Source organism: Ruegeria lacuscaerulensis (assembly GCF_013033355.1).
GTDB classification, from domain to species: domain Bacteria; phylum Pseudomonadota; class Alphaproteobacteria; order Rhodobacterales; family Rhodobacteraceae; genus Ruegeria; species Ruegeria lacuscaerulensis_A.
In genome coordinates, this window is the sequence record NZ_WQDY01000001.1 from 217,257 (window position 1) to 239,789 (window position 22,533).

The following is a 22,533-nucleotide window of genomic DNA, read 5'->3' on the forward strand; positions in this document are numbered from 1 at the left end:
GCGACCTAATCCAGCTTGATTTCCTGACGCTGGCGTCCGGTCGTCTTGTCAAAAATCAGAATGCGGTTGTCATTTGTAACGACGGCGTACCAGTTGCTGCCGATTGTCAAAGCTTGGGCCTTGGCACCATCGGGCAAGGCGATCTCGTCAGGAAGGGTGGGGGTTCTGTCCGTTAGCCGGATGACAATCAGTGCGAATGTCACTAGAACGCCGCCAATCATCACCGCGGTCAGCAGCATGACCATCCGCCGCAGCAGTCGAATCTGCGGCGTTTCCAGCGGTTCTTGAGGTTCGGAAGGGACAGTCATGGGCACTCGCCAGATTGAATTTCACATCGCGGACGATCCGCCGCCTCGTCTTGATAAAGCGCTTTCGCGTGATGTTCCACCCGAGGAAAACCTGTCTCGCACCCGTTTGGGCAAATTGATCGAAGAGGGCGCTGTCCTGATCAACGGGTCCGAGGTGCGCGACCCCAAGGCCAAGGTGTCCGCCGAGGCGGTTGTGGTGATCACAGTAGCCGAAGCCGAAGACAGCCATATCGGCCCCGAGGATATCCCGCTGGATGTCGTTTACGAAGACGCCGATTTGATTGTTGTGAACAAGCCCGCAGGCATGGTGGTGCATCCGGCCCCGGGATCGCCCAGCGGAACTTTGGTCAATGCGCTGCTGCATCATTGTGGCGATGACTTGTCCGGTGTCGGCGGGGTAAAGCGCCCGGGGATCGTACACCGGATAGATAAGGAAACCAGTGGCTTGCTGGTTGTTGCTAAATCGGATGCTGCACATCATGGGTTGGCGACCCAGTTCGAAGCCCACAGCGTCGAGCGTTATTATCGTGCGGTGTGTTACGGTGTACCCGACGCAAACGACCCGCGCTTGCGTGGCGTAAAGGGCGTGAGTTTCGAGCCCGGCAATGTCATGCGTCTGACCACGCAACTGGCGCGACACAAAACCGACCGTCAGAAACAGGCCGTGCTGTTCCACGGAGGCCGCCATGCGGTGACGCGGGCGCGGCTGGTTGAAACTTTTGGCACTCCGGCGGGTTTGGCGTTGATTGAGTGCTGGTTGGAAACGGGTCGTACGCACCAGATTCGCGTGCACATGGCCCATGCGGGCCACGGTCTGGTTGGCGATCCGGTCTATGGCGGTAAGCGAAAACTGGCCGCTAAGGCGTTCAGCATGGAAACCGCAGAGCTTGTTCGTGCATTCCCACGTCAAGCGCTGCACGCCGCTGTTTTGGGTTTCGAACACCCGGTTTCGGGCGAAAACCTGCGGTTTGAAGCGGATCTGCCCGCCGATATGGAAAATCTGATTGAACAGCTGCGCAAGCCATTGTCATAATGCGCAAACACTTGTGAGTAACACGTTCTTATCTTTCCTTTATCAATCGTTAATCCCAAACTGTTAACGGTACCTCTTGAACGGATGGGGATGACCTCCCATATCCTATGTTAACAACTTAAACATTTGTCGGAGGGACATGAATTATGGCAAATTACGCAAATCTCCCCGCGCCGACGCCGGAAGGCGGACTGAACCGCTATATGCAGGAAATTCGCAAGTTTCCCCTGCTTGAGCCAGAAGAAGAGTACATGCTCGCCAAGCGCTGGGTTGAAGAGCAAGATACTGAATCGGCTCATAAAATGGTCACGTCGCACCTGCGTCTGGCGGCCAAGATCGCCATGGGCTATCGCGGCTATGGTCTGCCGCAGGCCGAGGTGATTTCCGAGGCCAATGTCGGCCTGATGCAGGCCGTCAAACGGTTCGACCCGGAAAAAGGGTTCCGTCTGGCGACCTATGCGATGTGGTGGATTCGCGCCTCGATTCAGGAATACATCTTGCGGTCTTGGTCGCTGGTGAAACTGGGCACGACCTCGGCGCAGAAAAAGCTGTTTTTCAACCTGCGCAAGGCCAAGGCGCGTATCGGCGCGTTGGAAGAGGGTGACTTGCGCCCCGAGAATGTCGCTCAGATCGCCAATGATCTTGGTGTGACCGAAGAAGAAGTCATCAGCATGAACCGCCGGATGTCCGGTGGCGATGCCTCGCTTAACGCGACCGTCGGTTCCGAAGGCGAAGGCACCATGCAGTGGCAGGACTGGCTTGAGGATGAAGACGCTGATCAGGCAGGCGACTATGAGGCGCGCGACGAGCTGGACGCTCGGCGTGAACTGCTCGCGGCCGCGCTGGAGGTTCTGAACGACCGCGAGAAGGACATTCTGACCCAGCGCCGCCTGATGGATCAGCCTGTGACGCTGGAAGAACTGAGCACGCAGTATAACGTCAGCCGCGAACGCATTCGTCAGATCGAAGTACGAGCGTTCGAAAAGCTGCAAAAGAAAATGCGCGATCTCGCGCGTGAGAAGGGAATGCTGGGCCAGATGTAATCAGGCCGGTGTGATTAAAAGCCCGCCTGTCTCGGCGGGCTTTTTTATTGGGTCAACTGCTGGCGAAACACGCGAACCATGTTCTCGCCCATAACCTTGCGGATTTGCGCCTCGGTCAGACCTTCGCTCAACAGGCCCGAGGTCAGCGCCGCAAGTTCAGATGTGTCGAACGCGGTCTCGACCGACCCGTCGTAATCCGACCCAAGTGAGACGTGATCTTCCCCAACAGTATCGACTGCCGCCTTGATCATCTTGGCCACGCCTGCAGGGGTGATTTCTCCGCAGGTTACGTCGGCCCAGTATCCCATGCCTATTACGCCTCCGGTGGCCGCGATCTCTTGCATCAGATCATCGGGAAAGTTCCGTTTGACGGCGCAGAAGCCGTGTAGCCCGCCATGGCTGACGATCAGTGGAACGTCCGTCATCGCGATCACATCCCGTGCGACCAGAGGGCTGGAATGCGCGAGGTCGATGACGACGGGCATTTCGGCCAATTGGGCAACAACGTCGCGACCGAATTCCGTCAGTCCGGTATTCGCCTTTCCGTGCAAAGATGCGCCCAATTCATTGTCAAAGAAGTGCTGAAGGCCAAACACCCGATGTCCGGCGTCAAACAGGGTATCCAGATTTGTCAAATCCCCCTCAAGCGCGTGGGCCCCTTCGATGCCGAGGATACCCCCAACAACGGCTTGGCCGCTCGCACGAGCGGCCAGCACGTCCTCTAGATCACTACGGGATTTGACAACTTTCAGCTTTCAATCCGAGGCCGCCTCGAACTGATGCAGCTTTTCAGCTTGATAGACTGCGCGCTGCATCAGGCTGTCCCAGGTTCGAAGCGGCCAAAGCTGCCCGATCGCCAGGAGGGTGATATTGTCGAACGCATCGGCCGAGTTGGCCTCATAGTTCTGACCAGCAGGGGATTTCGTGACCGCGGTGAAGACCTGCAGGGCAACGTTTCCTTCGATCAGTCGGGGGATGTCCACTTGTCCGCGCGTCCCGCGTTCGGTCAGGTCGCGACTCCATAGCAGGGGGTCAGCGTGCAGGTCGCCTACGATCAAAGTTTCGTGTAACGCGGCGGCTGCATCTGTCACCGGGTACGGCGCGTGGTCGATAACGTTGTTGCGTTTGCCTTCGATGTAGGGCGGCAAAAAAACAAAGAAAATCAACAAGCCAGCGGCCATTGCTGCTCCTGTCAGCCCGCCGACCCATTTAAGAAATCTGCGCATTCCCGGTTCCTTTCAGTATGCGATGTCAGCTTACGTTCGTTTGAAGCAGATAAAAGCCTGACTTCGCGTCCAGACGTTGCTAGAACAGCAGAGAATTTACCGTTAGCGATAACGATGTTGCGAGAATGTGGGAGGGATCAATGCAAAAACCTGTTCAATGGGGTGTACTGGGCGCCGCGAATTTCGCGCGTCGGTTCATGGCACCGGCCATTCATGCAGCGGACGGGGCGCGGTTTGCCGGATTGGCGACGTCCAGCCCGGAAAAGGCCGAACCTTTTCAGGCGTTTTGCCCGGACCTGACCGTTTACGACAGTTATGATGCGATGCTGGCTGATCCGCAGATCGAGGCGGTTTATATTCCATTGCCGAACCACATGCATGTAGATTGGTCTTTGAAGGCGCTGGACGCTGGCAAACATGTGTTGTGCGAAAAACCGATGACCATGCAGGCACATGAGTTTGACGCCTTGATTGCTAAACGGGATGAAACCGGGTTGCTGGCGGCCGAGGCTTATATGATCGTGCATCATCCACAGTGGCAGTTCGCGCGCAAGCTGATCGCAGATGGCGCGATTGGTAAGCTCGTGCATGTGACGGGGGCGTTCAGTTTTGACAATCGTGCAGAAACCGAAAACATCCGCAATCGTGCGGAAACCGGTGGCGGAGGGCTGCGCGACATTGGTGTCTATGTGATTGGCAGCGCACGGTTCGCTACCGGGCAGGAACCGGCGTCGGTGCAATCTGCAATCCGGTGGGAGAACGGTATTGATGCCTTCACCGAAATTCGTGCTCAGTTCCCTGATTTTACATATTCCAGTTACGTTTCGATCCGTATGCATCCCCATCAAGAGATGGTCTTTCACGGCGAGGGCGGCGTTATTCGCTTGACGGCACCGTTCAACGCGCGGGTCTTTGGCGAAGCACGCGTCGAACTGCATCGTCCGGGGCTTGAGGTTCAGGTCACACGGTTCCCCGGCGACGATCACTATAAACTGCAGGTCGAGGCATTCTGTCGTTCAGCGCGTGAAGGGGCGGATTATCCTTGCTCACTTGAGTTTTCACGAGGGACGCAAGAGGTGATTGACCGCGTGTTCGAAGGTGCAGTGCCGCTCTGACTTGCCACACATGGGCCCCGTGACTTAATCTGGTCGCCACCCAAACAGGAGGCGACCAATGGCTGGCGGCTGGGCGCGTGACGGCGCGGTGAGTGAACAGATCGAGGCGTCGATATCCGACGAACTGGCCCGGATGCAGGCGCAAAAGCGCCCTCAGGGCGAAAGCCTGACCCATTGCGCAGAATGCGAAGAGCCGATCCCCGAGAAACGCAGACTTGCCTTGCCGGGGGTGAAACTCTGTCTGGATTGCCAGCAGGATAGGGACGGTGCGTTTAAAGCGCGGTCCGGGATCAATCGGCGCGGGTCCAAGGACAGTCAGTTGAAATAGTCCATGCCTGAGCCCATGCCAAAACAGCCCCTGTTGCAGAATGGATTGGTTCTTGGGTTCCTGGCTGCGTTCTTGTGGGGTACGCATAGCGTCATCGTGCGCTATCTGACCAGCGATCTGGGCGGGTTGCAAATCGCGGTCTCGCGCCTGTTCATCGCGGCGTTGGCGATCTGTTGCATGTTGCGTCTGATGCGGGTTTCCGTCTCGATCCGGTTGAGTGACTGGAATTTCCGTCTGGCCGTATTGTCGACCGTTGTGAACTATATCCTGTTCCACATCGGGCTTGAACATACCGGCGCGGCCAATGCGATGGTTTTGGAGAACACAGCGCCCTTTTTCGTGCTGGTTTTCCTTTATTTCTTTGCGGATACACCGGTCACGCGAACCGATGTTCTGGCCACAGTTTTGGCAATTCTGGGCGTTTTTCTGACCGTTTTCCGGGACTTTCAAGGAGGTGGAGAGCCCTTATTCGGGGATCTTCTTGAAATCGGTGCCGGGCTAAGCTGGGCGGTCTTCCTGATCTCAAGCAGTCGAGCGATGCGCAATTCGAAATCGACCGGCGAGCGGCTGAACTTCTTGTTCGGCATCTTCTTGTGTTCTGGGGTTCTTCTGCTGCCGCTTGCCGCGTTTTCGATGCAGGTTCCAACGGTGAATGACGTCGTGTTCCTGATCCTGCTGGGCGTGCTGCCGACCGCCTGCGCCTATTACCTGTGGTACGAGGCTGCTGCGCGGGTTTCGACCTTGACCGCAACCTTGATGTTTGCGGCCTCGGTCGTGTTCACCTTTATCAATTCGGCACTGTTTCTGGGGGCCGCAATCACGCCGATTGCGGCCCTTGGGGGTGTGCTGATCGTGCTGGCCGTGTTTCTGACCACCAAAAACCAGAAATGATCAGCCCTCCATCGCTTCCAATTCGTCGATAAAGCCCGAGATCATCGACAGGCCCTTATCCCAGAACTTGGGATCGCTCGCGTCCAACCCGAACGGGGCCAGCAGTTCCTTGTGGTGCATCGAACCACCGGCGCGCAGCATGTCGAAATACTTGTCCTCGAACCCATCGGACCCGCTTGCGTAGACGGAATAGAGGGCGTTCACCAAGCCATCGCCGAACGCGTAGGCGTAGACGTAGAAGGGCGAGTGGACGAAGTGTGGGATATAGGCCCAGAAGGTCTCGTACCCGTCCATGAATTCGAACGCGGGGCCAAGGCTTTCGGCCTGAACGCTCATCCACAGGGAGTTGATGTCGTCGGGCGTTAACTCACCTTCGCGGCGGGCGGCGTGGAGTTTGCATTCGAAATCATAGAACGCAATCTGGCGGACGACCGTGTTGATCATGTCCTCGACCTTGCCCGCCAATAGCACTTTGCGCTGTTCGGGGGTTTCGGCCTGATCCAGCATCTTGCGGAAGGTCAACATCTCACCAAAGACCGAGGCCGTTTCGGCCAGTGTCAGCGGGGTAGAGGACAGCATCTCGCCCTGACCGGCGGCCAGTACTTGGTGGACACCATGACCCAGCTCGTGCGCCAGGGTCATCACGTCGCGCGGTTTGCCCAGATAGTTGAGCATCACGTAGGGGTGCACGTCGGTGACGGTCGGGTGGGCAAATGCACCCGGTGCCTTGCCCGGCTTCACCGCGGCATCAATCCAGCCTTTGCTGAAGAAGGGGGCGGCGATATCGCCCATGCGCGGGTCAAACGCGTTATAGGCATCCATTACGGTCTTTTCGGCCTCGTCCCAACCGACGATGCGTGTGTCTTCCATCGGCAAGGGCGCGTTGCGGTCCCAGACCTGCATCACGTCCAGCCCCAGCCATTTGCGCTTGAGCTCGTAGTAGCGGTGACTCAGTTTAGGATAGGCGGCGACGACGGCTTCGCGCAGAGCCTCAACCACTTCGGGTTCCACGTCGTTTGACAGGTGGCGACCGGTTTGAGCGGTTGGCATATTGCGCCAGCGGTCTACGATTTCTTTCTCTTTGGCCTGTGTGTTGTGAACACGGGCAAAGGTTTTGACGTTGTCCTGAAACACCCGCGCCAATTCCCGAGCAGCGGTTTCGCGTTTGCTCCGGTCCTGCTCGGTCAGCAGGTTCAGGGTGCCTTCGATGTTCAGCTCTTCGCCTTCGATGTCAAAGGTCAGGCCGGCGATGGTTTCGTCAAACAGACGTTCCCATGCATCGCCGACAACACCCAGATCGTGCAGGAACTTCTCCAACTCATCAGAAAGTTGATAGGGCTTCATCGCGCGGATGCGGCGGAATACGGGTTCATACCGTCCCAGATCCGCATTGGCGTCGAACCGGGCTTTCAGCGCATCATCGTCGATACGATTGATCTCAAGCGTGAAGAACACCAGCGGCGTTGTGAAGATGGTAATCTTTTCCTGCATATCCGACAGGAACTTGGCGCGGTCCGCATCGGTGGTCAGCTGGTAGTACCGCAGACCGGCGAAGGACATGATCCGCCCGGCAATGGCGTTGATCTTTTCGTTACGCAGGACGCATTGCAGAAGGCCATCGGCATCCAGATCGGCCAGCTTGCCCTCGTAGTCTGCGGCAAAGGACGCACATTCGCCTTCCAGCCAGTCCAGATCGCGCGGCAGTTCCGGCGCCTCTTCCGAGCTGTACAGGTCCGTCAGGTCCCATTCCGGTAGGTTGCCAAGATTGTCGGACCCGCCGACTGCGTTTGCGTCACGGAAGGGAAAGGGAAGGTCGCGCATGGATCACCTCGAAATAACAGCTTTCGCCAACATCTAGGCGTGCCGGGCAGGGATCACAAGCGGGGTGTTAGTCAGACAGGGCAGGTTCACGTTCGGCAGCCATGAAATGCGCCGCCAACTGGTCGAAAACGGGGCCGCGGACCTCAGGCGCTTCCATCAAAACCTCGTGTTCGCCGTCGGGGATTTCCACCAGCGTGCCGCTGGGCCAGTTGGCCATACGGGCGCGGATCGCCTTGCGGTCGACGATCTGTTCATGGGTTCCAAGGAAAGTCAGGCACGGAATGGTGGGGGCAGTTTGCTCCATCAACCAAGCGCATTCGTCCAGCGCCTCGCGCAGCCAGATTGTTGAGGGTGCGCCTAGCACCAACTCGGGATGGACGTTGAGCTGATCCTGCATCATCTGATACATCGCTGGATCACGCGTTAGCACGTTGCCTTCAAACGGTTGCGACAGGACGTAGCTTTCCAAAGATGTCGTGGGCGGGGTTTTCTCACCCAGCCCGAACCGAGGGCCCCAATAGGCGGTCAACCTGCTCAGCGGTTTCATCAATGGGGTGAAGAATATTCCCCACATGGGCCCGGTAAACGCGCAGGTGGCAAAATTGTCAGTTTCAAGTACAGCCCGCAGGCCAATGGCACCGCCCATCGAGTGACCGATGACGTGCCACGGTTTGGGTAGGTCCAGCTCTGTGGCCAGCGCAAAAGCGGCCTGAGCATCCATCTGATAATCCGGTATCGTATCGACATGTCCGACACGCGGGTCGTCCAGAGGGCGATCGGCCAGCCCCTGACCACGCCAGTCGATCGCCAGAAATGCAAATCCACGCCCGACAAACTCAGTCGCGGCATTGCCGTACTTCTCAATATATTCTGTACGGCCAGGAAACATGAACACTGTCCCGACCGCATCACCCTGTGGCAGCCAGTGAGCCACTCGGATGCGAACCCCGTCAGAGGTCGTCAGCCAATGGGCCTGTCCACCGGCGGGTGCGCCGGCCACGTCTTCGAACAAAGGGGCCGACGACATTTCCATCAGGCCAGCGCCGATGCCAGTTGCATGGCGACACCCATGTCACCATCGACGGTCAGCTTGCCGGACATGAAAGCACCGGTCGGGTTCAGCTCACCGCTCAGGATTTGTTCGAACGTGTCGACATCCGCGTTCATGGTGACGTCAGCTTCTTCGTCGCTGACACGCGCGCCGCTGCCGTCCAGAACAATCGAACCCACACCTTCAATGGCGAACTTGGCGGATGCGCCAAAGCCGCTGTCGGCCAGTTTTTCGTTCAGCGCCGCTGCGGCTTTTTCCAGAGTGTCGCTCATGGTTCTCCTCACTTTGATTTGAGCACAGGGAATGGACATCCTCCTGCGCTACGCTACACTGACCGTTGTTATGAGCATTGCAAGCACCAATCTCAAAGGTATCGTCGCGGCAACCGCGCTGCTAGTCACGTTTTCCATCCCTTGTCTTGCACAGCAGGCAGATTCACGGGATGAAGCCGAGCTATTGCAGCAACTGGCGCAATCAACACCCGATCAAGCGATTGGCATTGATCGTCAACTCAAGTCTCTGTGGTCGCTGTCGGGTTCAGCCTCGGCTGATCTTTTGCTGGAACGGGGACGTGAGGCGCTGGATGACGGTGATACAAAGGCGGCTATCGAACATCTGACGGCGCTGACCGATCATGCGCCTGACTTTGCAGAAGGGTGGCACGTACGCGCGTCGGCATTTTTCGGGGTTGAACGGTTTGGCTTGGCCGCCGCTGATCTGGAATATGCGCTGACACTTAACCCGAACCATTACGAAGCGATCTACGGTCTTGGCCTGATCTTTGAGATTGTTGGCCAACCGGACAAAGCGCTGGCTGTCTACGAGCGTGCATTGGCTATACATCCCCATCATGAAGAAGTAACCAATGCGGTGAACCGACTGAAGCCTCAGGTCGAGGGCTCGTCCCTCTAAGGGGCAGGGGGCAAGAGTGAGCGGGTCATCCCGAATCGTGGCCGTACTGGGCCCAACCAATACAGGCAAAACTCATTACGCGATCGAGCGGATGCTGGGCCACCGGACAGGTGTTATCGGCCTGCCGCTGCGTCTGCTGGCGCGCGAGGTTTATGACAAGATCGTCGCCATTCGCGGGCCGTCCGTCGTGGCGCTTGTTACGGGCGAAGAACGGATCGTGCCGCCGCGCACCCAATACTGGGTCTGCACGGTCGAGGCGATGCCCGAAGGCATGGGTGCCGATTTCGTGGCAATCGACGAAATCCAGCTCTGTACCGACCCCGAGCGCGGCCATGTTTTCACCGACCGTCTGCTGCGGTCTCGCGGTACAAGCGAGACGCTGTTCCTAGGCTCGGACACCATGCGTGGTCCCATATCAGCGCTGGTGCCCGAGGCACAGTTTGTGCGGCGCGAACGGATGTCTCAACTGGTCTATGCCGGGTCGAAAAAGATCAGCCGGATGCCTCCACGCAGCGCCATCGTCGGGTTCTCGGTTGATAACGTCTATGCCATCGCCGAACTGCTGCGTCGTCAAAAGGGCGGGGCGGCCGTGGTCATGGGGGCACTCAGCCCGCGCACGCGGAATGCGCAGGTGGATCTCTATCAGAATGGCGAGGTGGATTATCTGGTCGCCACCGACGCCATCGGTATGGGCTTGAATCTGGACGTGAATCACGTGGCGTTTTCTTCGCTGACCAAGTTTGACGGTCGGCGGATGCGGCCCTTGGCCCCAAACGAACTGGCCCAGATCGCGGGCCGGGCCGGGCGTGGGATGTCGGATGGCACGTTTGGCGTCACGGGCGAGGCCCCGCCGTTGGACGAAGGCACAGCACAAGCGATCATGGACAGCCGCTTCACGCCGATGAAAAAGCTGAACTGGCGGAATGCTGCCTTGCGGTTCGGATCCATCGAGGCGCTGATCGACTCGCTAGAAGTCAGTCCCGACAACGAAAACCTGCTCAAAGCACGGCCCGCCGACGATCTGAACGTGCTGAAATCGCTGTCACAAGTGACTGAGGTCATGGCCCGCGCCAGCGATCCTCAATCCGTGCGCTTGCTGTGGGATGTGTGCCGAATCCCCGATTTTCGCGGCATCAGCCATTCGGAACATGCCAGCCTGCTCGAGGTGATCTACGGGCATCTGCACGAACGCCAGTCGATCCCCGATGACTTTATGGCGCGGCAAATCCGCCGGATTGATCGGACGGACGGAGATATTGATGCGCTCTCCAAACGGCTAGCATATATTCGCACCTGGACATATGTTGCGCAACGAAACGGATGGGTGCGTGACGAATCCCATTGGCGTGAGGAAACGCGCACTGTAGAAGACAGGCTGTCAGATGCATTACATGACCGTCTGACCCAACGATTTGTGGACCGGCGCACATCCGTTTTGCTGCGGCGGCTCAAACAGAAGGAGGCCCTTTTGGCCGAAGTAAATGACAAGGGTGAAGTGACCGTCGAAGGCGAATTCGTCGGTCGTTTGGAAGGGTTCCGGTTTAGCCCGGACAAGGCTGCGCAGGGGACCGAGGCGAAAGCTTTGAAATCGGCGTCCTTGCAGGCCCTCGCGCCGCAATTCCATCTGCGCGCCGATCGCTTTTACAACGCGCCCGATACCGAAATTGATTTCACCGAACAAGGTGGCCTTATGTGGGGCGAATATGCCGTCGGCAAGCTGGTTGCCGGGGCAGAACCGCTCAAGCCCATGGTCGAGGTCTTCGTGGATGAAGCCGCAGGCCCCGACGTCGAACAAAAAGTGCAGCGCCGCTTGCAGCACTTCATCGACCGCAAGGTGGCCGCGCTGTTTGAACCGCTGCTGAACTTGTCACGGGACGAGGAGCTGAGCGGTCTGGCCAAGGGCTTCGCCTTCCGCATGGTCGAGGCATTGGGCATTCTGCCTCGCGCGCAGGTCGCGCAAGACGTGAAGGATCTGGATCAGGACGCCCGCGGCGCGCTGCGCAAGCACGGTATCCGGTTTGGCCAGTTCACCATCTTCATGCCGCTGCTGTTGAAACCTGCGCCGACGCGCCTTCGTCTTGTTTTGTGGGCGCTTGCGGGTGGCTTGCAGGAATTTCCCGAAGCGCCACCTCCGGGCCTGGTCACCGTGCCCGTCGCCAAGGACGCGCCGCGGGGCTATGACACAATGTGCGGTTACCGCGATGCCGGTGAGCGTTCGATCCGTATCGATATGCTGGAACGTCTGGCCGACATGCTGCGGTCTGAGGACAGCCGTGGTGGGTTCGAAGCCAAGCCCGACATGCTCTCGATCACCGGTATGACGCTCGAGCAATTCGCCGACCTGATGCAAGGCTTGGGTTACAAGGCCGAGCGTGGCGAGCGTCAAAAGGTCAAAGCCGCTCCTGCTGAACAACCTGCGGCAGAAGCGTCCGAGCAACCTGTGATTGAGGAAACCTCGGCCGACGCAGGTGCGACGGATGAGGCCGCCGCACCCGCCGAGGCGCCAGCCGAGGCCACCGAAAGCACCGAGGCGGCAGCCAAGGCTCCGGTCGCAGGACCCGCAACTGATGAGCCCGAGGTTGAGGTGTTCTACACCTTCACATGGGGCCGCCAGCGCCAGCAAAACCGCGGTCCGCGCCGCGAACAGGGGCAGGGCAAGGGCAAGCCGCGTGGCAAACCTCTGGACAACCGCCGCCCGCAGGGCAAAAAGGGTGGCAAGCCGCAAGGCGCGAAATCCTTCTCGGCCCGTCCGCCCAAGAAAGAGAAAGCCATTGATCCCGACAACCCCTTCGCCGCTGCGTTGATGGGTCTGAAGGACGGCAACTAAACGCGCATGTCCGAGGCCAAGCTGCGGATCGACAAATGGCTGTGGCAGGCGCGGTTCTTCAAGACCCGCAGCCTGTCGGCCAAACAGGTCAGCGGCGGCCTTGTGCGCTTGAACGGCAACCGGGTGCTGAAACCGGCGACAGCCATCAGCCCCGGAGCCGTTCTGACCTTTCCGCAGGGCCGCATTGTGCGTGTTGTGCGGGTGGAAAAACTGGGTGACCGCCGCGGCCCGGCCCCCGAGGCACAAACGCTATATACGGATTTGACCGAAAAGCAGGACAAGCCGCCGCGAAATCCAAGCTTTGAAGGAAAAGGTCGTCCAACCAAGAAAGATCGGCGCGCGCTTGATCTTTCTCGCAATCTCGATAGCTGATCCTATCTTGAAGCTGACGCCATACTGATTTAGCTAGACGTCCAAAGCGCAAACGGGAATCCGAACATGACCTACGTTGTCACTGAAAACTGCATTGGCTGCAAATACACCGACTGTGTCGAAGTGTGCCCGGTGGATTGTTTCTATGAAGGTGAAAACACGCTGGTCATTCATCCGGACGAATGCATTGACTGTGGCGTTTGCGAACCCGAATGCCCCGCCGACGCCATCCGCCCCGACACCGAGCCGGGCATGGACCAATGGGTCGAGTTCAACCGGAAATACTCGGAAATGTGGCCGGTTATCATTACCAAAAAAGACCCGCTGCCCGAAGCCGAAGAACGCGACGGTGAAGAGGGTAAAATGGAGAAGTATTTCTCGGAAGCACCGGGTGAAGGCGGTTAAGCGATTCGCCGCCTAAACTCTTTAGTTTAAGAGCAAGAAATCCTCTTAACATTTTGTTTTTAGTTAAATTTAATGCTTTGTCTATCCACGCTGCTTTCGTGTGTCGCATTTTTGTGATATACTTGGTAGCTGAATGATGACTGAGCTGGGGATGACTCCGTAAGTATGTACGCTTTGGAGTTTTGATTTTTAGACAAACAAACCGCCTGACCGGGCCAGAGTGGCGCGGGTTGGGGCGTATTGTTGTCTGTTGTCCAGCTCATTTAACCAAGGATGAACCTGTATGTCTAAGTCGAAAAAGCTTGAGTTCCGCCCGAACGATTATGTTGTCTACCCAGCCCATGGCGTGGGACAGATCATCTCGATCGAGGAGCAGGAAGTCGCGGGATATTCGCTCGAGCTGTTCGTGATTTCTTTTGAAAAAGACAAGATGACCTTGCGCGTTCCGACCAACAAGGCAACAGAATCTGGCCTTCGGTCGCTGAGTTCACCGGACGTCATTAGCCAAGCGATGAAAACCTTGAAGGGTAAGGCCAAGGTCAAGCGCGCAATGTGGTCGCGTCGGGCGCAGGAATATGAACAGAAAATCAACTCAGGCGACCTGATCTCGATCGCCGAAGTTGTCCGCGATCTGCACCGCACCGATGATCAGCGCGAACAAAGCTATTCCGAACGTCAGCTGTACGAGGCTGCGCTTGAGCGTCTGACCCGTGAAGTTGCCGCCGTTTCAGGGGCAGGCGAGGTGTCTGCGGCCCAACAAGTGGACGAAGTCCTGACATCGCGCGCCGCCTAATCGACCTACTACAAATTTCGATGGGCCGCCTGTATCACAGGCGGCCTTTTCCGTTTGACGGGCTTGGTGAACTGAGGAAAATCCGCTAATTTCCGTTTTGGTAGAGGCGGATAGATGGCAAGGATAAAGAAAACTCTCAGGTATCTATATATCGGCCACGATCCGGTGTCGGTCTGGTTCCGATATTGTCTGATCCTGTTCGACGCCGGAACTATCGTTTTCTTTATTGCCACGGCGCATATTCCTCATGGTCCCGGAATTTCAGCCGCCAGCATGATCGTGGGCTTTTTGATCCTGTTGGATTTTTCTGCCCGTCTGTGGATCGCAAAGAAACCCTGGCAGCTTTTCTTCAAGGTTTACACACTGGCGGATGTGGTAGTCATTCTGTCTTTGATGCTTGACCCCCTGATCACTGGTAATCTGGCGTTTTTGCGTATTCTCAGGGCTTTGCGCTTGATTCATTCGTATCACTTGCTGCGAGACCTGCGCCGTGACAGCTCGTTTTTCCGCACACATGAAGATGCGGTGATCGCGGCGATCAACCTTTTGGTTTTTGTGTTCGTGACCTCGACAGCTGTTTTGGTATTCTTCATCCCTGAGAACAGCCAGACAGCCTATATCGACGCGCTGTATTTTACGATGGCAACGCTGACCACCACTGGCTTCGGGGACATCACATTGGCCACTCCGGGTGGTAAACTCTTTTCAGTTTTCATTATGGTGGTCGGTGTTGCGCTATTTGTGCGTCTCGCGCAGGCAATTTTCATGCCGCAGAAGGTGCGCTACAAATGTCCGAGTTGCGGACTTTTCCGTCACGACCCCGATGCAGTTCATTGCAAACACTGCGGCGAGGTGCTGCGGATTGAGACAGGTGGCTCGTCCTAAAGCAAAGTAACCAATGTCAGCAGCATAGCGATTTCAGAGATTTGCTGAGTCGCGCCCAGTACGTCGCCTGTCTGACCGCCGATCTTGGACCTTGCGACCATTGCCAGAGCCAAAACTGCCAGAGCGCTCAACAGAACGGCTGCTAACGCGGAAATCCCGATCAGAACTGCGCAAATGCCAAACGCCAATCCGACGCCGCCTGCGACAATAGATATCTTTGGGGCGCCAACCGATTGGCTCAGCCCCGATCCTCGTGCATTCGGTAAGCTGGCCATAACAGGAGGCATCATCGCGCGCGACCAGACACTTGCGGCCAAAATTGCCGAGAAATACTGGGCCGCGAGCAGCGTCTCGATCAAGGTGACGCGTAAGAACAGCGATAGGATCAACGCCAAAACGCCATACGTGCCAATGTGGCTGTCCTTCATAATCTCCAGCCGACGTTCGGGGGTGAAGCCGCCCCAAAACCCGTCAACTGTATCTGCCAGGCCATCCTCGTGCATGGCGCCAGTGGACAGAATTAGTGCGGTTACCACCAAAATGGCGCTGGCCGTGGCGTTCAGCCCGATCGACATCGCAGCCCAACCTACACAGCAGGCCAAAGCGCCAAGAATGGTTCCGACGAAAGGAAAGGCCCATGCAGCGTTGGCCTGTCGCGCAAATACCTGCGAAGGCAGTTTGGGGACGGGCAAACGCGTCAACAGGACAAAAGCCAGCGGAATATCCCACAAGGAAATGGGCACCGTGTCGTTTTTTGCCATTTCCACGCCTTTCAGGGTCTTGTTGGATGGATAGCTTCGGTTAAACACACAGGACCACTCTGATGCAACGAGGCTTTGGATGCTGCCTGAACTTAAAGACCTAAATTCCTTTCGAGATGCCCTTCTTCGTGCGCCGGGCCCTGATCAGGACGCTGTGAACGGAGCCGCAGACCGAAATGGGCAACTGACCAAGCCACCCGGCGCATTGGGGCGGCTTGAGGATCTGGCCATCTGGTATGCGGGTTGGCGCGGGGATGCGCGGCCACAGATTTCGGCACCGCAGGTGATTGTTTTCGCCGGAAACCATGGCGTAACGGCGCAGGGTGTGTCTGCATTTCCACCGGAAGTCACCGTTCAGATGGTGATGAACTTTGAGCATGGCGGAGCGGCCATCAACCAGCTTGCCAAGTCGGCTGGAGCGACCATGGATGTACATGCGCTTGAGTTGGACCGTCCAACAGCGGATTTCACCGCGGGTCCTGCGATGTCTGAGGCCGAGGTGTTGGCCGCGCTTCGCACAGGGTGGGACGCGGTAGACGCAACCGCCGATCTGTTGGTGGTTGGCGAGATGGGAATTGGCAACACCACCCCGGCTGCCGCAATTGCCTGCGCCTTGTTTGGCGGTGACGCTGCGGACTGGACGGGCAGGGGCACCGGTGTAGACGACGCTGGTCTTGCGAATAAAACCCGTGTTGTGGCCGAGGGCGTTGCGCTGCATGGCGGCACGGGTGATGGGATCGAAATTTTGCGCCGTCTCGGCGGACGCGAGATCGCCGCCATGGCTGGAGCGATCGCGGCAGCGCGGGTACTGCGCATCCCGGTCATCTTGGATGGTTTCATCTGCTCCTCCGCCGCTGCGTGCTTGGCGGATATCGCCGATGGCGCGTTGGATCATTCCGTCGCTGGACATCAAAGTGCCGAAGGCGCCCATGGCGCGGTTTTGGCAAAGCTGGGCAAACGGCCGCTGCTGAACCTTGGTCTGCGACTGGGCGAAGGATCGGGTGGTGCTCTGGCGATCAATATCCTCAAAAGCGCAGTGGCCTGTCATTCCGGCATGGCAACTTTTGCCGAGGCGGGCGTATCAGACGGTTGATCTTATGGCCTGACCCTTTGGGTCAGGCTGACTTTTTGGCGTGTTTTTCCGCCAGTTCCAACAGCTCGGTTTCGAGATCCTTTTCGAACTGGCGGGCCCGTTCGATGTATTTCTTGTTCTCGGCTGTCGGCATTCCGGGAATCCAAAGCTCGGCCAACTCGCGTACCGACATCCTGTCGTGATGATAGAAAGTCTGTTCGGCCTGCGCGGCCTCGTATTCGCTCAGGCCGATGTTTTCCAGAACATACCGACCAGCACGCAGTGATCCGTCAAACATTTCGCGCACGATATCATTGGCGCCAGCCTGATACAGTTCATAGACATGGGTTCTGTCTCGGGCGCGGGCGATAATGTGCAAATCGGGTCGCTGACGACGTGCGAACCCCACCAGACGAGTAACCTGTTTGGGATCGTCCATTGCAGCCACCAAAACAGCAGCTTTTTCTAGGCCAGCGGCGCGCAGCAGTTCAGGACGGGTGGGGTCGCCCAGAAACCCTTTGACGCCGAACCGACGCATCAGTTGGACCGTCTCAATGTCGTGGTCCAGAACGACCGTCTTGGTTCCACTGGCCTGAACCAGCCGGTTGACGATCTGACCGAAACGGCCAATCCCGGCAATGATCACAGGACCTTTTTCATCTATCTCATCGGGTTCGGGTGTCGGAGCGCCGTCGCTCATCCGGCGCGACAACAGGTCATAGATGATGAACAGAAGCGGCGTGATCAACATGGTCAAAGCGATGATCATCAGCAGCTTTTGTGACAAATCAGGAGGGATGACGTTCTGCTGGGTCGAAAAGGCAAGTAGAACAAACCCGAACTCGCCCGCTTGCGCCAGCCCCAGCGTGAACAGCCAATGATCGCGACCACGTAATTTAAACGCGCGGCCGACCAGAAACAGAATGATCCCTTTGACGAGGATGACTAAAAGGGCCAGCCCGATCAGATCGAACGGATCATTGAAGAAATAGGCGACGTCAATTCCGGCCCCGACGGTGATGAAGAACAGGCCCAGAAACAAACCCTTAAAGGGTTCCAGATCGCTTTCCATCTCATGCCGGAATTCCGAGCTGGCCAGCACTACCCCCGCCAGAAACGCACCGAGGGCCGGGGAAAGGCCAACCAACGTCATCAAAAAGGAAATCCCGACAACGATCATCAATGCCAATGCCGTATACATCTCGCGTAGGCGCGTGGCGTGGATAAAGCGGAATAGGGGGCGGGTCAGGTAGACACCAGCCAGAATAACAAAGGCAATGGCACCGATAGTGACCAATGTGACGGCCCAGCCCGGCAGGCCTTCGACCAGTGACAAGCTGTGATGCGCCTTGTCGTGAAGGTCCGTTGCGGCCCTGTTTATGGAACCGTCATTCTGAATTTGCGGAATCGCCGGCAGGGCCAGCAACGGTAGCAGCGCAAGGATCGGGATCACTGCAATGTCTTGCGTCAAAAGCACCGAGAAAGTCGCGCGCCCTCCGTTCGTTTGCATCAAGCCTTTTTCGGACAAGGTTTGCAAAACGATCGCTGTTGAGGACAAAGACAAGGTCAAACCGACTGCCAGTGCCACGGACCACGGATGATTGGCGTAGATGGCAACGCCCGCGATCACTCCGGTAGACAGCAAAACCTGAAGGCCACCCAATCCCAGCAAGCGCTCGCGCATGTCCCACAAAGCGCGGGGTTCCAGTTCCAGCCCAATCAGGAACAGCATCATGACCACGCCGAACTCGGCCACATGCTGCAGGCTTTCGGTTTCGGCGCCGACCAGTCCAAACATGGGCCCTATGACGATCCCTGCAGCTAGGTATCCCAAGACCGAACCAAGCCCCAGGCGCGCCGACAGCGGCACAGCGATCACGGCGGCAGCCAGATAGATCGAAGCCTGGTAAAGGAAATCGTCCATATTATCCTCTTTGGGTCAGGTAGGCAGGGGCGCGTCGCGCTTGAGTTGGTCCATAACGATCTGGCTTTGCACACGTGCTACCGCAGGATGCGGCAGTATCACCTGATGAAGCAAGCGATTGAGGGCGGATAGATCGTCGCAATAGACATGAAGCAGGTAATCTGCCTCACCTGTCATCGTCCAAGCGCTGGTGATTTCGGGCCGGGTGTCGACCATGCGGGCAAAGCTTTCGGATTGTTCCGGACCGTGAGTGCCGAGATGGACCTGAACAAAGCCTTGTACCTGCAGCCCCAGCTTCAGCGGGTCCAGGCGCGCGGCGTAGCCGGTGATGTATCCTTCAGCCTCCAGCCTTTGACGACGGCGGCCGGCTTGACTGGGCGACAGGTTCAGCATCTCACCCAGCTGATGCGCCGTCAGATGCGCATTTGTCTGAAGTGCTGATAAGAGTCGCGTATCGGTGGAATCCAGCATATGCGGACTTCTTTCGTAAAAATCTGTTTTGGTGCGGACATCGCGCGTTTCCACCTAGTTTACTCGAAAACAATGCGCAGAAACAGCGCCGAATAAGGCGTATTTTGGAATCAGCAAAGAAATTCCTGTTTTCACGGAGACGCGCCATGGGACCCTTCCCGCATAACGCCCCGAAATCTGCCATCAGCAACGAAAACCCCGCCGGAACCGACGGTTTCGAATTTGTCGAATTTGCCCATCCCAACCCGCAAGAGCTGCGTGATCTTTTCACCAAGATGGGATTTGAGTTGGTCGGTCACCATAAGACGAAGCCATCGGTCGAGCTTTGGCAGCAAGGCGATGTGACTTACATCCTCAATGCGGATGCGGACAGTTTTGCAGCTAAGTTTGTTACAGAACATGGCCCTTGTGCACCGGCGATGGGGTGGCGCGTCGTGGATGCGCAAAAAGCCTATGAACACGCGGTCAGCAAGGGCGCCGAGCCCTATGATGCTGCGGACAAAACGATGGACGTACCTGCGATCAAAGGGATCGGCGGGTCTTTGATCTATTTCATCGACCAATATTATGAGACGTCTCCCTACAACCAAGAGTTCAAGTGGACCGAACAGTCCAAGCCGCGGGGTGACGGGTTTTATTACCTCGATCACCTCACCCACAACGTCTACAAGGGAAATATGGACAAGTGGTTCAAGTTTTACGGCGATTTGTTCAACTTCCGTGAGATCCGCTTTTTCGATATTCAGGGTAAGTTCACAGGGCTTTACAGCCGCGCGCTGACATCGCCCTGTGGCCGTATTCGCATCCCGATCAACGAAGATCGCGGCGAGACCGGGCAGATCGTCTCTTATCTGAAAAAGTACAAGGGTGAAGGCATCCAGCATATCGCCGTCGGCAGCGAGGATATCTATGCGTCGACGGATGCGATTGCCGAAAAGGGTTTGAAATTCATGCCCGGCCCAAACGAAGCGTATTACCATATGTCCAAAGACCGCGTGGTCGACCACGAAGAGCCACTGGATCGGATGATGAAACACGGCATTCTGATCGACGGCGAAGGCGTTCTGGACGGTGGCGAAACGCGGATCTTGCTTCAGATTTTCTCAAAAACAGTGATTGGGCCGATATTCTTCGAGTTCATCCAGCGCAAAGGTGACGATGGATTTGGCGAGGGCAACTTTCAGGCGCTGTTCGAATCCATCGAGCGCGAGCAGATCGAAAGTGGTGAAATATCAGCGGCTTGAGCTGGTTATCAAATGCGTAAATTGGGCGGCGCATCACCTGTGCCGCCTTTAACTTCTGGGCATTTTCAGCGTAACGTTCTGACCGCGTTTTTGATATCGCAATTCGCTGTCACTGATCGCGACAACGTTGCCGCCATCAAGACGATCCCCAACCTTCAGCTTTTTGTAGCGCCCGCTGGGCAACCGCACCAACGCTCGACGGTTTGCTGGGGTGCCATACACGCCTATGAGATTCAGTTTTCGCAGGTTGATTGCGTTGTCGATGGTTGCCTGCCGCGCAACCGACGCCGATGACGGAATTTTCGGGGCCACCGCCCGCGGTTGGAAAGTGTCAGGTTCGTTGGTGCTGCGCTCTATCGCGGCGGTCGACCCAAGACTGACTGCGGTGGTGCTTGCAGGTCGGTTAACACCGGCAGGGCGCGGTTTCGGGCGTGGGACGCGAACAACCGCCAGCGCGGTTGGTGTTTCGTCTACCTGTGGGCTTTGTTGCAACGACGCCGGACGTAGCTTGGGCCGAAGAACCGCCAATTCGGCAAGAGTTCGACCGCCAAGTTGCTGCCGTTCGAACCGTTCTATCAGATCGGATGGACGAGGGTTGGGCCGCAGCTCTGCCAGTCTGGTCGTTGGGTCTTCTTCAATTGGTTCCTGTTCGAAACGGACTGGTACTTCTGGCGGGACTTTTGACGGTCGGCCAAGGAAAACTAGAACACCGTCCGGATTCAGCGTGCCTTCTGCTGTTGCGCTCACAAGTCCGCGTTCGTCCAGATCAAACCGCGTCCCTGAGGCGCTGGGTTCGCTCGGTTGGGAGTATACGTCTCCCATCGCAAAGCTGGCCACCAATGGCGGAGCCACGGCATCGCGCGACAGGTCTGATCGATCGGTTGACGCTATAAATTGGGCATCAGGCGATTCCGACGCAGGACCAGACAGAGGCTCAACCGAGCCTATTTGCGCGCCAGCATGCAGCTGCTCTGGTTCGGGGGTTGTTTCAATCGGCTCGACTTCGGTGGGTGCAATCTTCAAAGCCTCAAGAATGGCGGCATCGGTCGGAGAAACCTTGGGCGCTTTGGGATCGGTGTCTTCAACTGAGGTTTCTGGTGCCGGTTCGACAACGGTCAATTCCGTTGGCTTTTCAGCTGGTTCGGGTTCGGCTGTGATTGGGGACGATTCCGGGGTTTCTGCCTCAGACACGGCGGTTTTGGGTGGTGTCTCCTGCGTTGCTTCTTCGACAAGTGCCGTTTCCGGTAGAGTGGCATCATCATCACCCGACCCAAAGAAGGCCCACATCAAAACGGCGGCGATACCCAGAGCAGCCGCGGCGCCGATAGGTATACCGTATCCTTCAAGACGGTTTGAAAGTGACACCTCATGGTGCTCTGCGGCCGCCGCTGCGCGGAATTCCATTGGCTTTTCTTCGGCCGCGATCGCGTGCACCGGAAGCGCCGAAACGGGAGTCTCTTCTGAGGGGGCCGGGTTTCTTGGTGCCAGGAATTCAGGCTCGGATGGGTAGTCCTGTCCGTCGGTGTTGGTCGTGACTTGGGTCGGAACAAAGCCGTAGTCGTTGGCGAATGCCAATGCCTCATCCAGCGTCTGCCGGGCGATCGCTGCCACATGTATCAGCGCGCCGTCGGTTGCGGTGTCGAATCTCAGGTCTTCAAGCGTATAGGGCGTCGCATCCGTTAACGCGGTCTGAACCAATAGGCTCTGTCCTTCGGCATCTTCATCGCCGGTTCCAAGGCTAAGGAACCGAACCTGATCGGCCGGCAGGACCAGCTTGCAATTCAGGTCATTTTCCAGCGCGAATCCTTTGTCGCGCAGTGTTTTGACCTGATCCGAAAAATCCGGGGCATCCAGCGAAACATCACCAACGCAGAACCAGTCACCATCCGAAAAGTGGTGCAAAGAAATTCCGGCAGTAGAAAAAGACAGCGCAAAAGCGGGTTTCATAATCCGGAAGAACCATAATTGTCATCGTCTAAGCAGACAGTCATTCTGTCCGCAGACTGACATTAAAGCAGGATCTTGCCGAGGGAAAGAAAAAGCCGGGTTTC

At 57.2% G+C, this 22,533-nt stretch carries 23 protein-coding genes; 13 read left to right on the forward strand and 10 right to left on the reverse strand.

The genetic code is table 11. The annotated features are described in order from the left end of the window. Positions 1–5: 5 nt before the first annotated feature. Positions 6–308 (reverse strand): DUF6476 family protein, encoded by a 303-nt coding sequence (locus tag GOW48_RS01070; protein ID WP_170352830.1) that lies wholly within the window; start codon positions 306–308, stop codon positions 6–8. On the opposite strand from GOW48_RS01070, the gene GOW48_RS01075 reads away from it, so the two are divergent. Together GOW48_RS01075 and rpoH are read left to right on the forward strand one after the other, a co-directional pair. Beyond that, complete coding sequence (locus GOW48_RS01075) at positions 307–1,341, forward strand: RluA family pseudouridine synthase (RefSeq protein WP_170750685.1); 1,035 nt, start codon at positions 307–309, stop codon at positions 1,339–1,341. The genes GOW48_RS01070 and GOW48_RS01075 overlap by 2 nt on opposite strands. Positions 1,342–1,487: 146 nt before the next feature. Next, on the forward strand, positions 1,488–2,384 hold the full coding sequence (gene rpoH, locus GOW48_RS01080) for an RNA polymerase sigma factor RpoH (RefSeq protein ID WP_170750687.1): 897 nt from the start codon (positions 1,488–1,490) through the stop codon (positions 2,382–2,384). Positions 2,385–2,428: 44 nt separating this feature from the next. Here rpoH and GOW48_RS22700 read toward each other — a convergent pair whose 3' ends face one another. Beyond that, the gene (locus GOW48_RS22700; protein WP_331251780.1) at positions 2,429–3,136 is read right to left on the reverse strand and encodes a dipeptidase; all 708 of its coding nucleotides are present in this window, start codon (positions 3,134–3,136) and stop codon (positions 2,429–2,431) included. A 3-nt stretch (positions 3,137–3,139) separates the two neighbouring features. Further along, positions 3,140–3,610: a hypothetical protein gene (locus GOW48_RS22705; RefSeq protein ID WP_331251772.1), complete on the reverse strand. Its 471-nt coding sequence runs from the start codon at positions 3,608–3,610 to the stop codon at positions 3,140–3,142. 140 nt (positions 3,611–3,750) lie between these two features. Between GOW48_RS22705 and GOW48_RS01090 the strand changes: the two genes are divergently transcribed. The 3 genes from GOW48_RS01090 to GOW48_RS01100 are packed head-to-tail and all read left to right on the forward strand — an operon-like array spanning position 3,751 to position 5,944. Then, complete coding sequence (locus GOW48_RS01090; protein WP_170750689.1) at positions 3,751–4,725, forward strand: Gfo/Idh/MocA family protein; 975 nt, start codon at positions 3,751–3,753, stop codon at positions 4,723–4,725. A 58-nt stretch (positions 4,726–4,783) separates the two neighbouring features. Beyond that, on the forward strand, positions 4,784–5,053 hold the full coding sequence (locus GOW48_RS01095) for a DksA/TraR family C4-type zinc finger protein (protein WP_170352835.1): 270 nt from the start codon (positions 4,784–4,786) through the stop codon (positions 5,051–5,053). A gap of 3 nt (positions 5,054–5,056) precedes the next feature. Next, a complete protein-coding gene (locus GOW48_RS01100; RefSeq protein WP_170756392.1) occupies positions 5,057–5,944 on the forward strand; it encodes a DMT family transporter in 888 nt (295 codons plus the stop codon). Here GOW48_RS01100 and GOW48_RS01105 read toward each other — a convergent pair whose 3' ends face one another. The 3 genes from GOW48_RS01105 to GOW48_RS01115 form a co-directional block, all read right to left on the reverse strand. Then, a complete protein-coding gene (locus GOW48_RS01105; protein ID WP_170750694.1) occupies positions 5,945–7,765 on the reverse strand; it encodes a M3 family oligoendopeptidase in 1,821 nt (606 codons plus the stop codon). Between the two features lie 67 nt (positions 7,766–7,832). Next, positions 7,833–8,798, reverse strand: a complete 966-nt coding sequence (locus GOW48_RS01110) for an alpha/beta fold hydrolase (protein ID WP_170750696.1) — start codon at positions 8,796–8,798, stop codon at positions 7,833–7,835. Further along, entirely contained in the window at positions 8,798–9,088 is a 291-nt protein-coding gene (locus tag GOW48_RS01115) for an SCP2 sterol-binding domain-containing protein (RefSeq protein WP_170750697.1), read from the reverse strand. Before GOW48_RS01115 ends, GOW48_RS01110 begins: the two co-directional genes overlap by 1 nt. A gap of 31 nt (positions 9,089–9,119) precedes the next feature. Here GOW48_RS01115 and GOW48_RS01120 point away from each other — a divergent pair, with 31 nt between their 5' ends. The 6 genes from GOW48_RS01120 to GOW48_RS01145 all read left to right on the forward strand — a co-directional run bounded on the left by GOW48_RS01120 (position 9,120) and on the right by GOW48_RS01145 (position 15,010). Further along, positions 9,120–9,728: a tetratricopeptide repeat protein gene (locus tag GOW48_RS01120; RefSeq protein ID WP_170750699.1), complete on the forward strand. Its 609-nt coding sequence runs from the start codon at positions 9,120–9,122 to the stop codon at positions 9,726–9,728. Between the two features lie 16 nt (positions 9,729–9,744). Then, positions 9,745–12,555 carry a helicase-related protein gene (locus GOW48_RS01125; protein ID WP_170750701.1) on the forward strand — a complete coding sequence of 937 codons (2,811 nt, stop codon included), beginning with the start codon at positions 9,745–9,747 and terminating at the stop codon, positions 12,553–12,555. Between the two features lie 6 nt (positions 12,556–12,561). Next, positions 12,562–12,927 carry an RNA-binding S4 domain-containing protein gene (locus GOW48_RS01130; RefSeq protein WP_170750703.1) on the forward strand — a complete coding sequence of 122 codons (366 nt, stop codon included), beginning with the start codon at positions 12,562–12,564 and terminating at the stop codon, positions 12,925–12,927. 66 nt (positions 12,928–12,993) lie between these two features. After that, entirely contained in the window at positions 12,994–13,332 is a 339-nt protein-coding gene (gene fdxA / locus GOW48_RS01135; RefSeq protein ID WP_170352843.1) for a ferredoxin FdxA, read from the forward strand. Between the two features lie 283 nt (positions 13,333–13,615). Continuing rightward, positions 13,616–14,125, forward strand: coding sequence for a CarD family transcriptional regulator (locus tag GOW48_RS01140; protein ID WP_170750705.1), 510 nt, complete (start codon positions 13,616–13,618; stop codon positions 14,123–14,125). Positions 14,126–14,239: 114 nt separating this feature from the next. Beyond that, positions 14,240–15,010, forward strand: coding sequence for an ion channel (locus tag GOW48_RS01145; protein WP_170750707.1), 771 nt, complete (start codon positions 14,240–14,242; stop codon positions 15,008–15,010). Here GOW48_RS01145 and cobS read toward each other — a convergent pair. Next, positions 15,007–15,771, reverse strand: coding sequence for an adenosylcobinamide-GDP ribazoletransferase (cobS, locus tag GOW48_RS01150; RefSeq protein ID WP_170750709.1), 765 nt, complete (start codon positions 15,769–15,771; stop codon positions 15,007–15,009). The genes GOW48_RS01145 and cobS overlap by 4 nt on opposite strands. Before the next feature lie 79 nt (positions 15,772–15,850). Here cobS and cobT point away from each other — a divergent pair, with 79 nt between their 5' ends. Beyond that, a complete protein-coding gene (gene cobT / locus GOW48_RS01155) occupies positions 15,851–16,864 on the forward strand; it encodes a nicotinate-nucleotide--dimethylbenzimidazole phosphoribosyltransferase (protein WP_170750711.1) in 1,014 nt (337 codons plus the stop codon). A gap of 22 nt (positions 16,865–16,886) precedes the next feature. Here the strand turns inward: cobT and GOW48_RS01160 are convergent, their stop codons facing one another. Then, positions 16,887–18,767 (reverse strand): monovalent cation:proton antiporter-2 (CPA2) family protein, encoded by a 1,881-nt coding sequence (locus GOW48_RS01160; RefSeq protein WP_170352848.1) that lies wholly within the window; start codon positions 18,765–18,767, stop codon positions 16,887–16,889. Positions 18,768–18,782: 15 nt separating this feature from the next. Then, positions 18,783–19,238 carry an Lrp/AsnC family transcriptional regulator gene (locus GOW48_RS01165; protein ID WP_170352849.1) on the reverse strand — a complete coding sequence of 152 codons (456 nt, stop codon included), beginning with the start codon at positions 19,236–19,238 and terminating at the stop codon, positions 18,783–18,785. Positions 19,239–19,384: 146 nt separating this feature from the next. On the opposite strand from GOW48_RS01165, the gene hppD reads away from it, so the two are divergent. Beyond that, complete coding sequence (gene hppD / locus GOW48_RS01170) at positions 19,385–20,482, forward strand: 4-hydroxyphenylpyruvate dioxygenase (RefSeq protein ID WP_170750713.1); 1,098 nt, start codon at positions 19,385–19,387, stop codon at positions 20,480–20,482. Between the two features lie 48 nt (positions 20,483–20,530). Here the strand turns inward: hppD and GOW48_RS01175 are convergent, their stop codons facing one another. Then, positions 20,531–22,429, reverse strand: a complete 1,899-nt coding sequence (locus tag GOW48_RS01175; RefSeq protein ID WP_170750715.1) for a hypothetical protein — start codon at positions 22,427–22,429, stop codon at positions 20,531–20,533. Between the last annotated feature and the right edge of the window lie 104 nt (positions 22,430–22,533).

Bases quoted from the DNA above. Each gene is read 5' to 3' on its own strand.
- GOW48_RS01075 (WP_170750685.1), top strand. From the start codon at position 307: ATGGGCACTCGCCAGATTGAATTTCACATCGCGGACGATCCGCCGCCT.
- GOW48_RS01070 (WP_170352830.1), bottom strand. From the start codon at position 308: ATGACTGTCCCTTCCGAACCTCAAGAACCGCTGGAAACGCCGCAGATT.
- rpoH (WP_170750687.1), top strand. From the start codon at position 1,488: ATGGCAAATTACGCAAATCTCCCCGCGCCGACGCCGGAAGGCGGACTG.
- GOW48_RS22705 (WP_331251772.1), bottom strand. From the start codon at position 3,610: ATGCGCAGATTTCTTAAATGGGTCGGCGGGCTGACAGGAGCAGCAATG.
- GOW48_RS01090 (WP_170750689.1), top strand. From the start codon at position 3,751: ATGCAAAAACCTGTTCAATGGGGTGTACTGGGCGCCGCGAATTTCGCG.
- GOW48_RS01095 (WP_170352835.1), top strand. From the start codon at position 4,784: ATGGCTGGCGGCTGGGCGCGTGACGGCGCGGTGAGTGAACAGATCGAG.
- GOW48_RS01100 (WP_170756392.1), top strand. From the start codon at position 5,057: ATGCCTGAGCCCATGCCAAAACAGCCCCTGTTGCAGAATGGATTGGTT.
- GOW48_RS01105 (WP_170750694.1), bottom strand. From the start codon at position 7,765: ATGCGCGACCTTCCCTTTCCCTTCCGTGACGCAAACGCAGTCGGCGGG.
- GOW48_RS01110 (WP_170750696.1), bottom strand. From the start codon at position 8,798: ATGGAAATGTCGTCGGCCCCTTTGTTCGAAGACGTGGCCGGCGCACCC.
- GOW48_RS01115 (WP_170750697.1), bottom strand. From the start codon at position 9,088: ATGAGCGACACTCTGGAAAAAGCCGCAGCGGCGCTGAACGAAAAACTG.
- GOW48_RS01120 (WP_170750699.1), top strand. From the start codon at position 9,120: ATGGACATCCTCCTGCGCTACGCTACACTGACCGTTGTTATGAGCATT.
- GOW48_RS01130 (WP_170750703.1), top strand. From the start codon at position 12,562: ATGTCCGAGGCCAAGCTGCGGATCGACAAATGGCTGTGGCAGGCGCGG.
- fdxA (WP_170352843.1), top strand. From the start codon at position 12,994: ATGACCTACGTTGTCACTGAAAACTGCATTGGCTGCAAATACACCGAC.
- GOW48_RS01140 (WP_170750705.1), top strand. From the start codon at position 13,616: ATGTCTAAGTCGAAAAAGCTTGAGTTCCGCCCGAACGATTATGTTGTC.
- GOW48_RS01145 (WP_170750707.1), top strand. From the start codon at position 14,240: ATGGCAAGGATAAAGAAAACTCTCAGGTATCTATATATCGGCCACGAT.
- cobS (WP_170750709.1), bottom strand. From the start codon at position 15,771: ATGGCAAAAAACGACACGGTGCCCATTTCCTTGTGGGATATTCCGCTG.
- cobT (WP_170750711.1), top strand. From the start codon at position 15,851: ATGCTGCCTGAACTTAAAGACCTAAATTCCTTTCGAGATGCCCTTCTT.
- GOW48_RS01160 (WP_170352848.1), bottom strand. From the start codon at position 18,767: ATGGACGATTTCCTTTACCAGGCTTCGATCTATCTGGCTGCCGCCGTG.
- GOW48_RS01165 (WP_170352849.1), bottom strand. From the start codon at position 19,238: ATGCTGGATTCCACCGATACGCGACTCTTATCAGCACTTCAGACAAAT.
- hppD (WP_170750713.1), top strand. From the start codon at position 19,385: ATGGGACCCTTCCCGCATAACGCCCCGAAATCTGCCATCAGCAACGAA.
- GOW48_RS01175 (WP_170750715.1), bottom strand. From the start codon at position 22,429: ATGAAACCCGCTTTTGCGCTGTCTTTTTCTACTGCCGGAATTTCTTTG.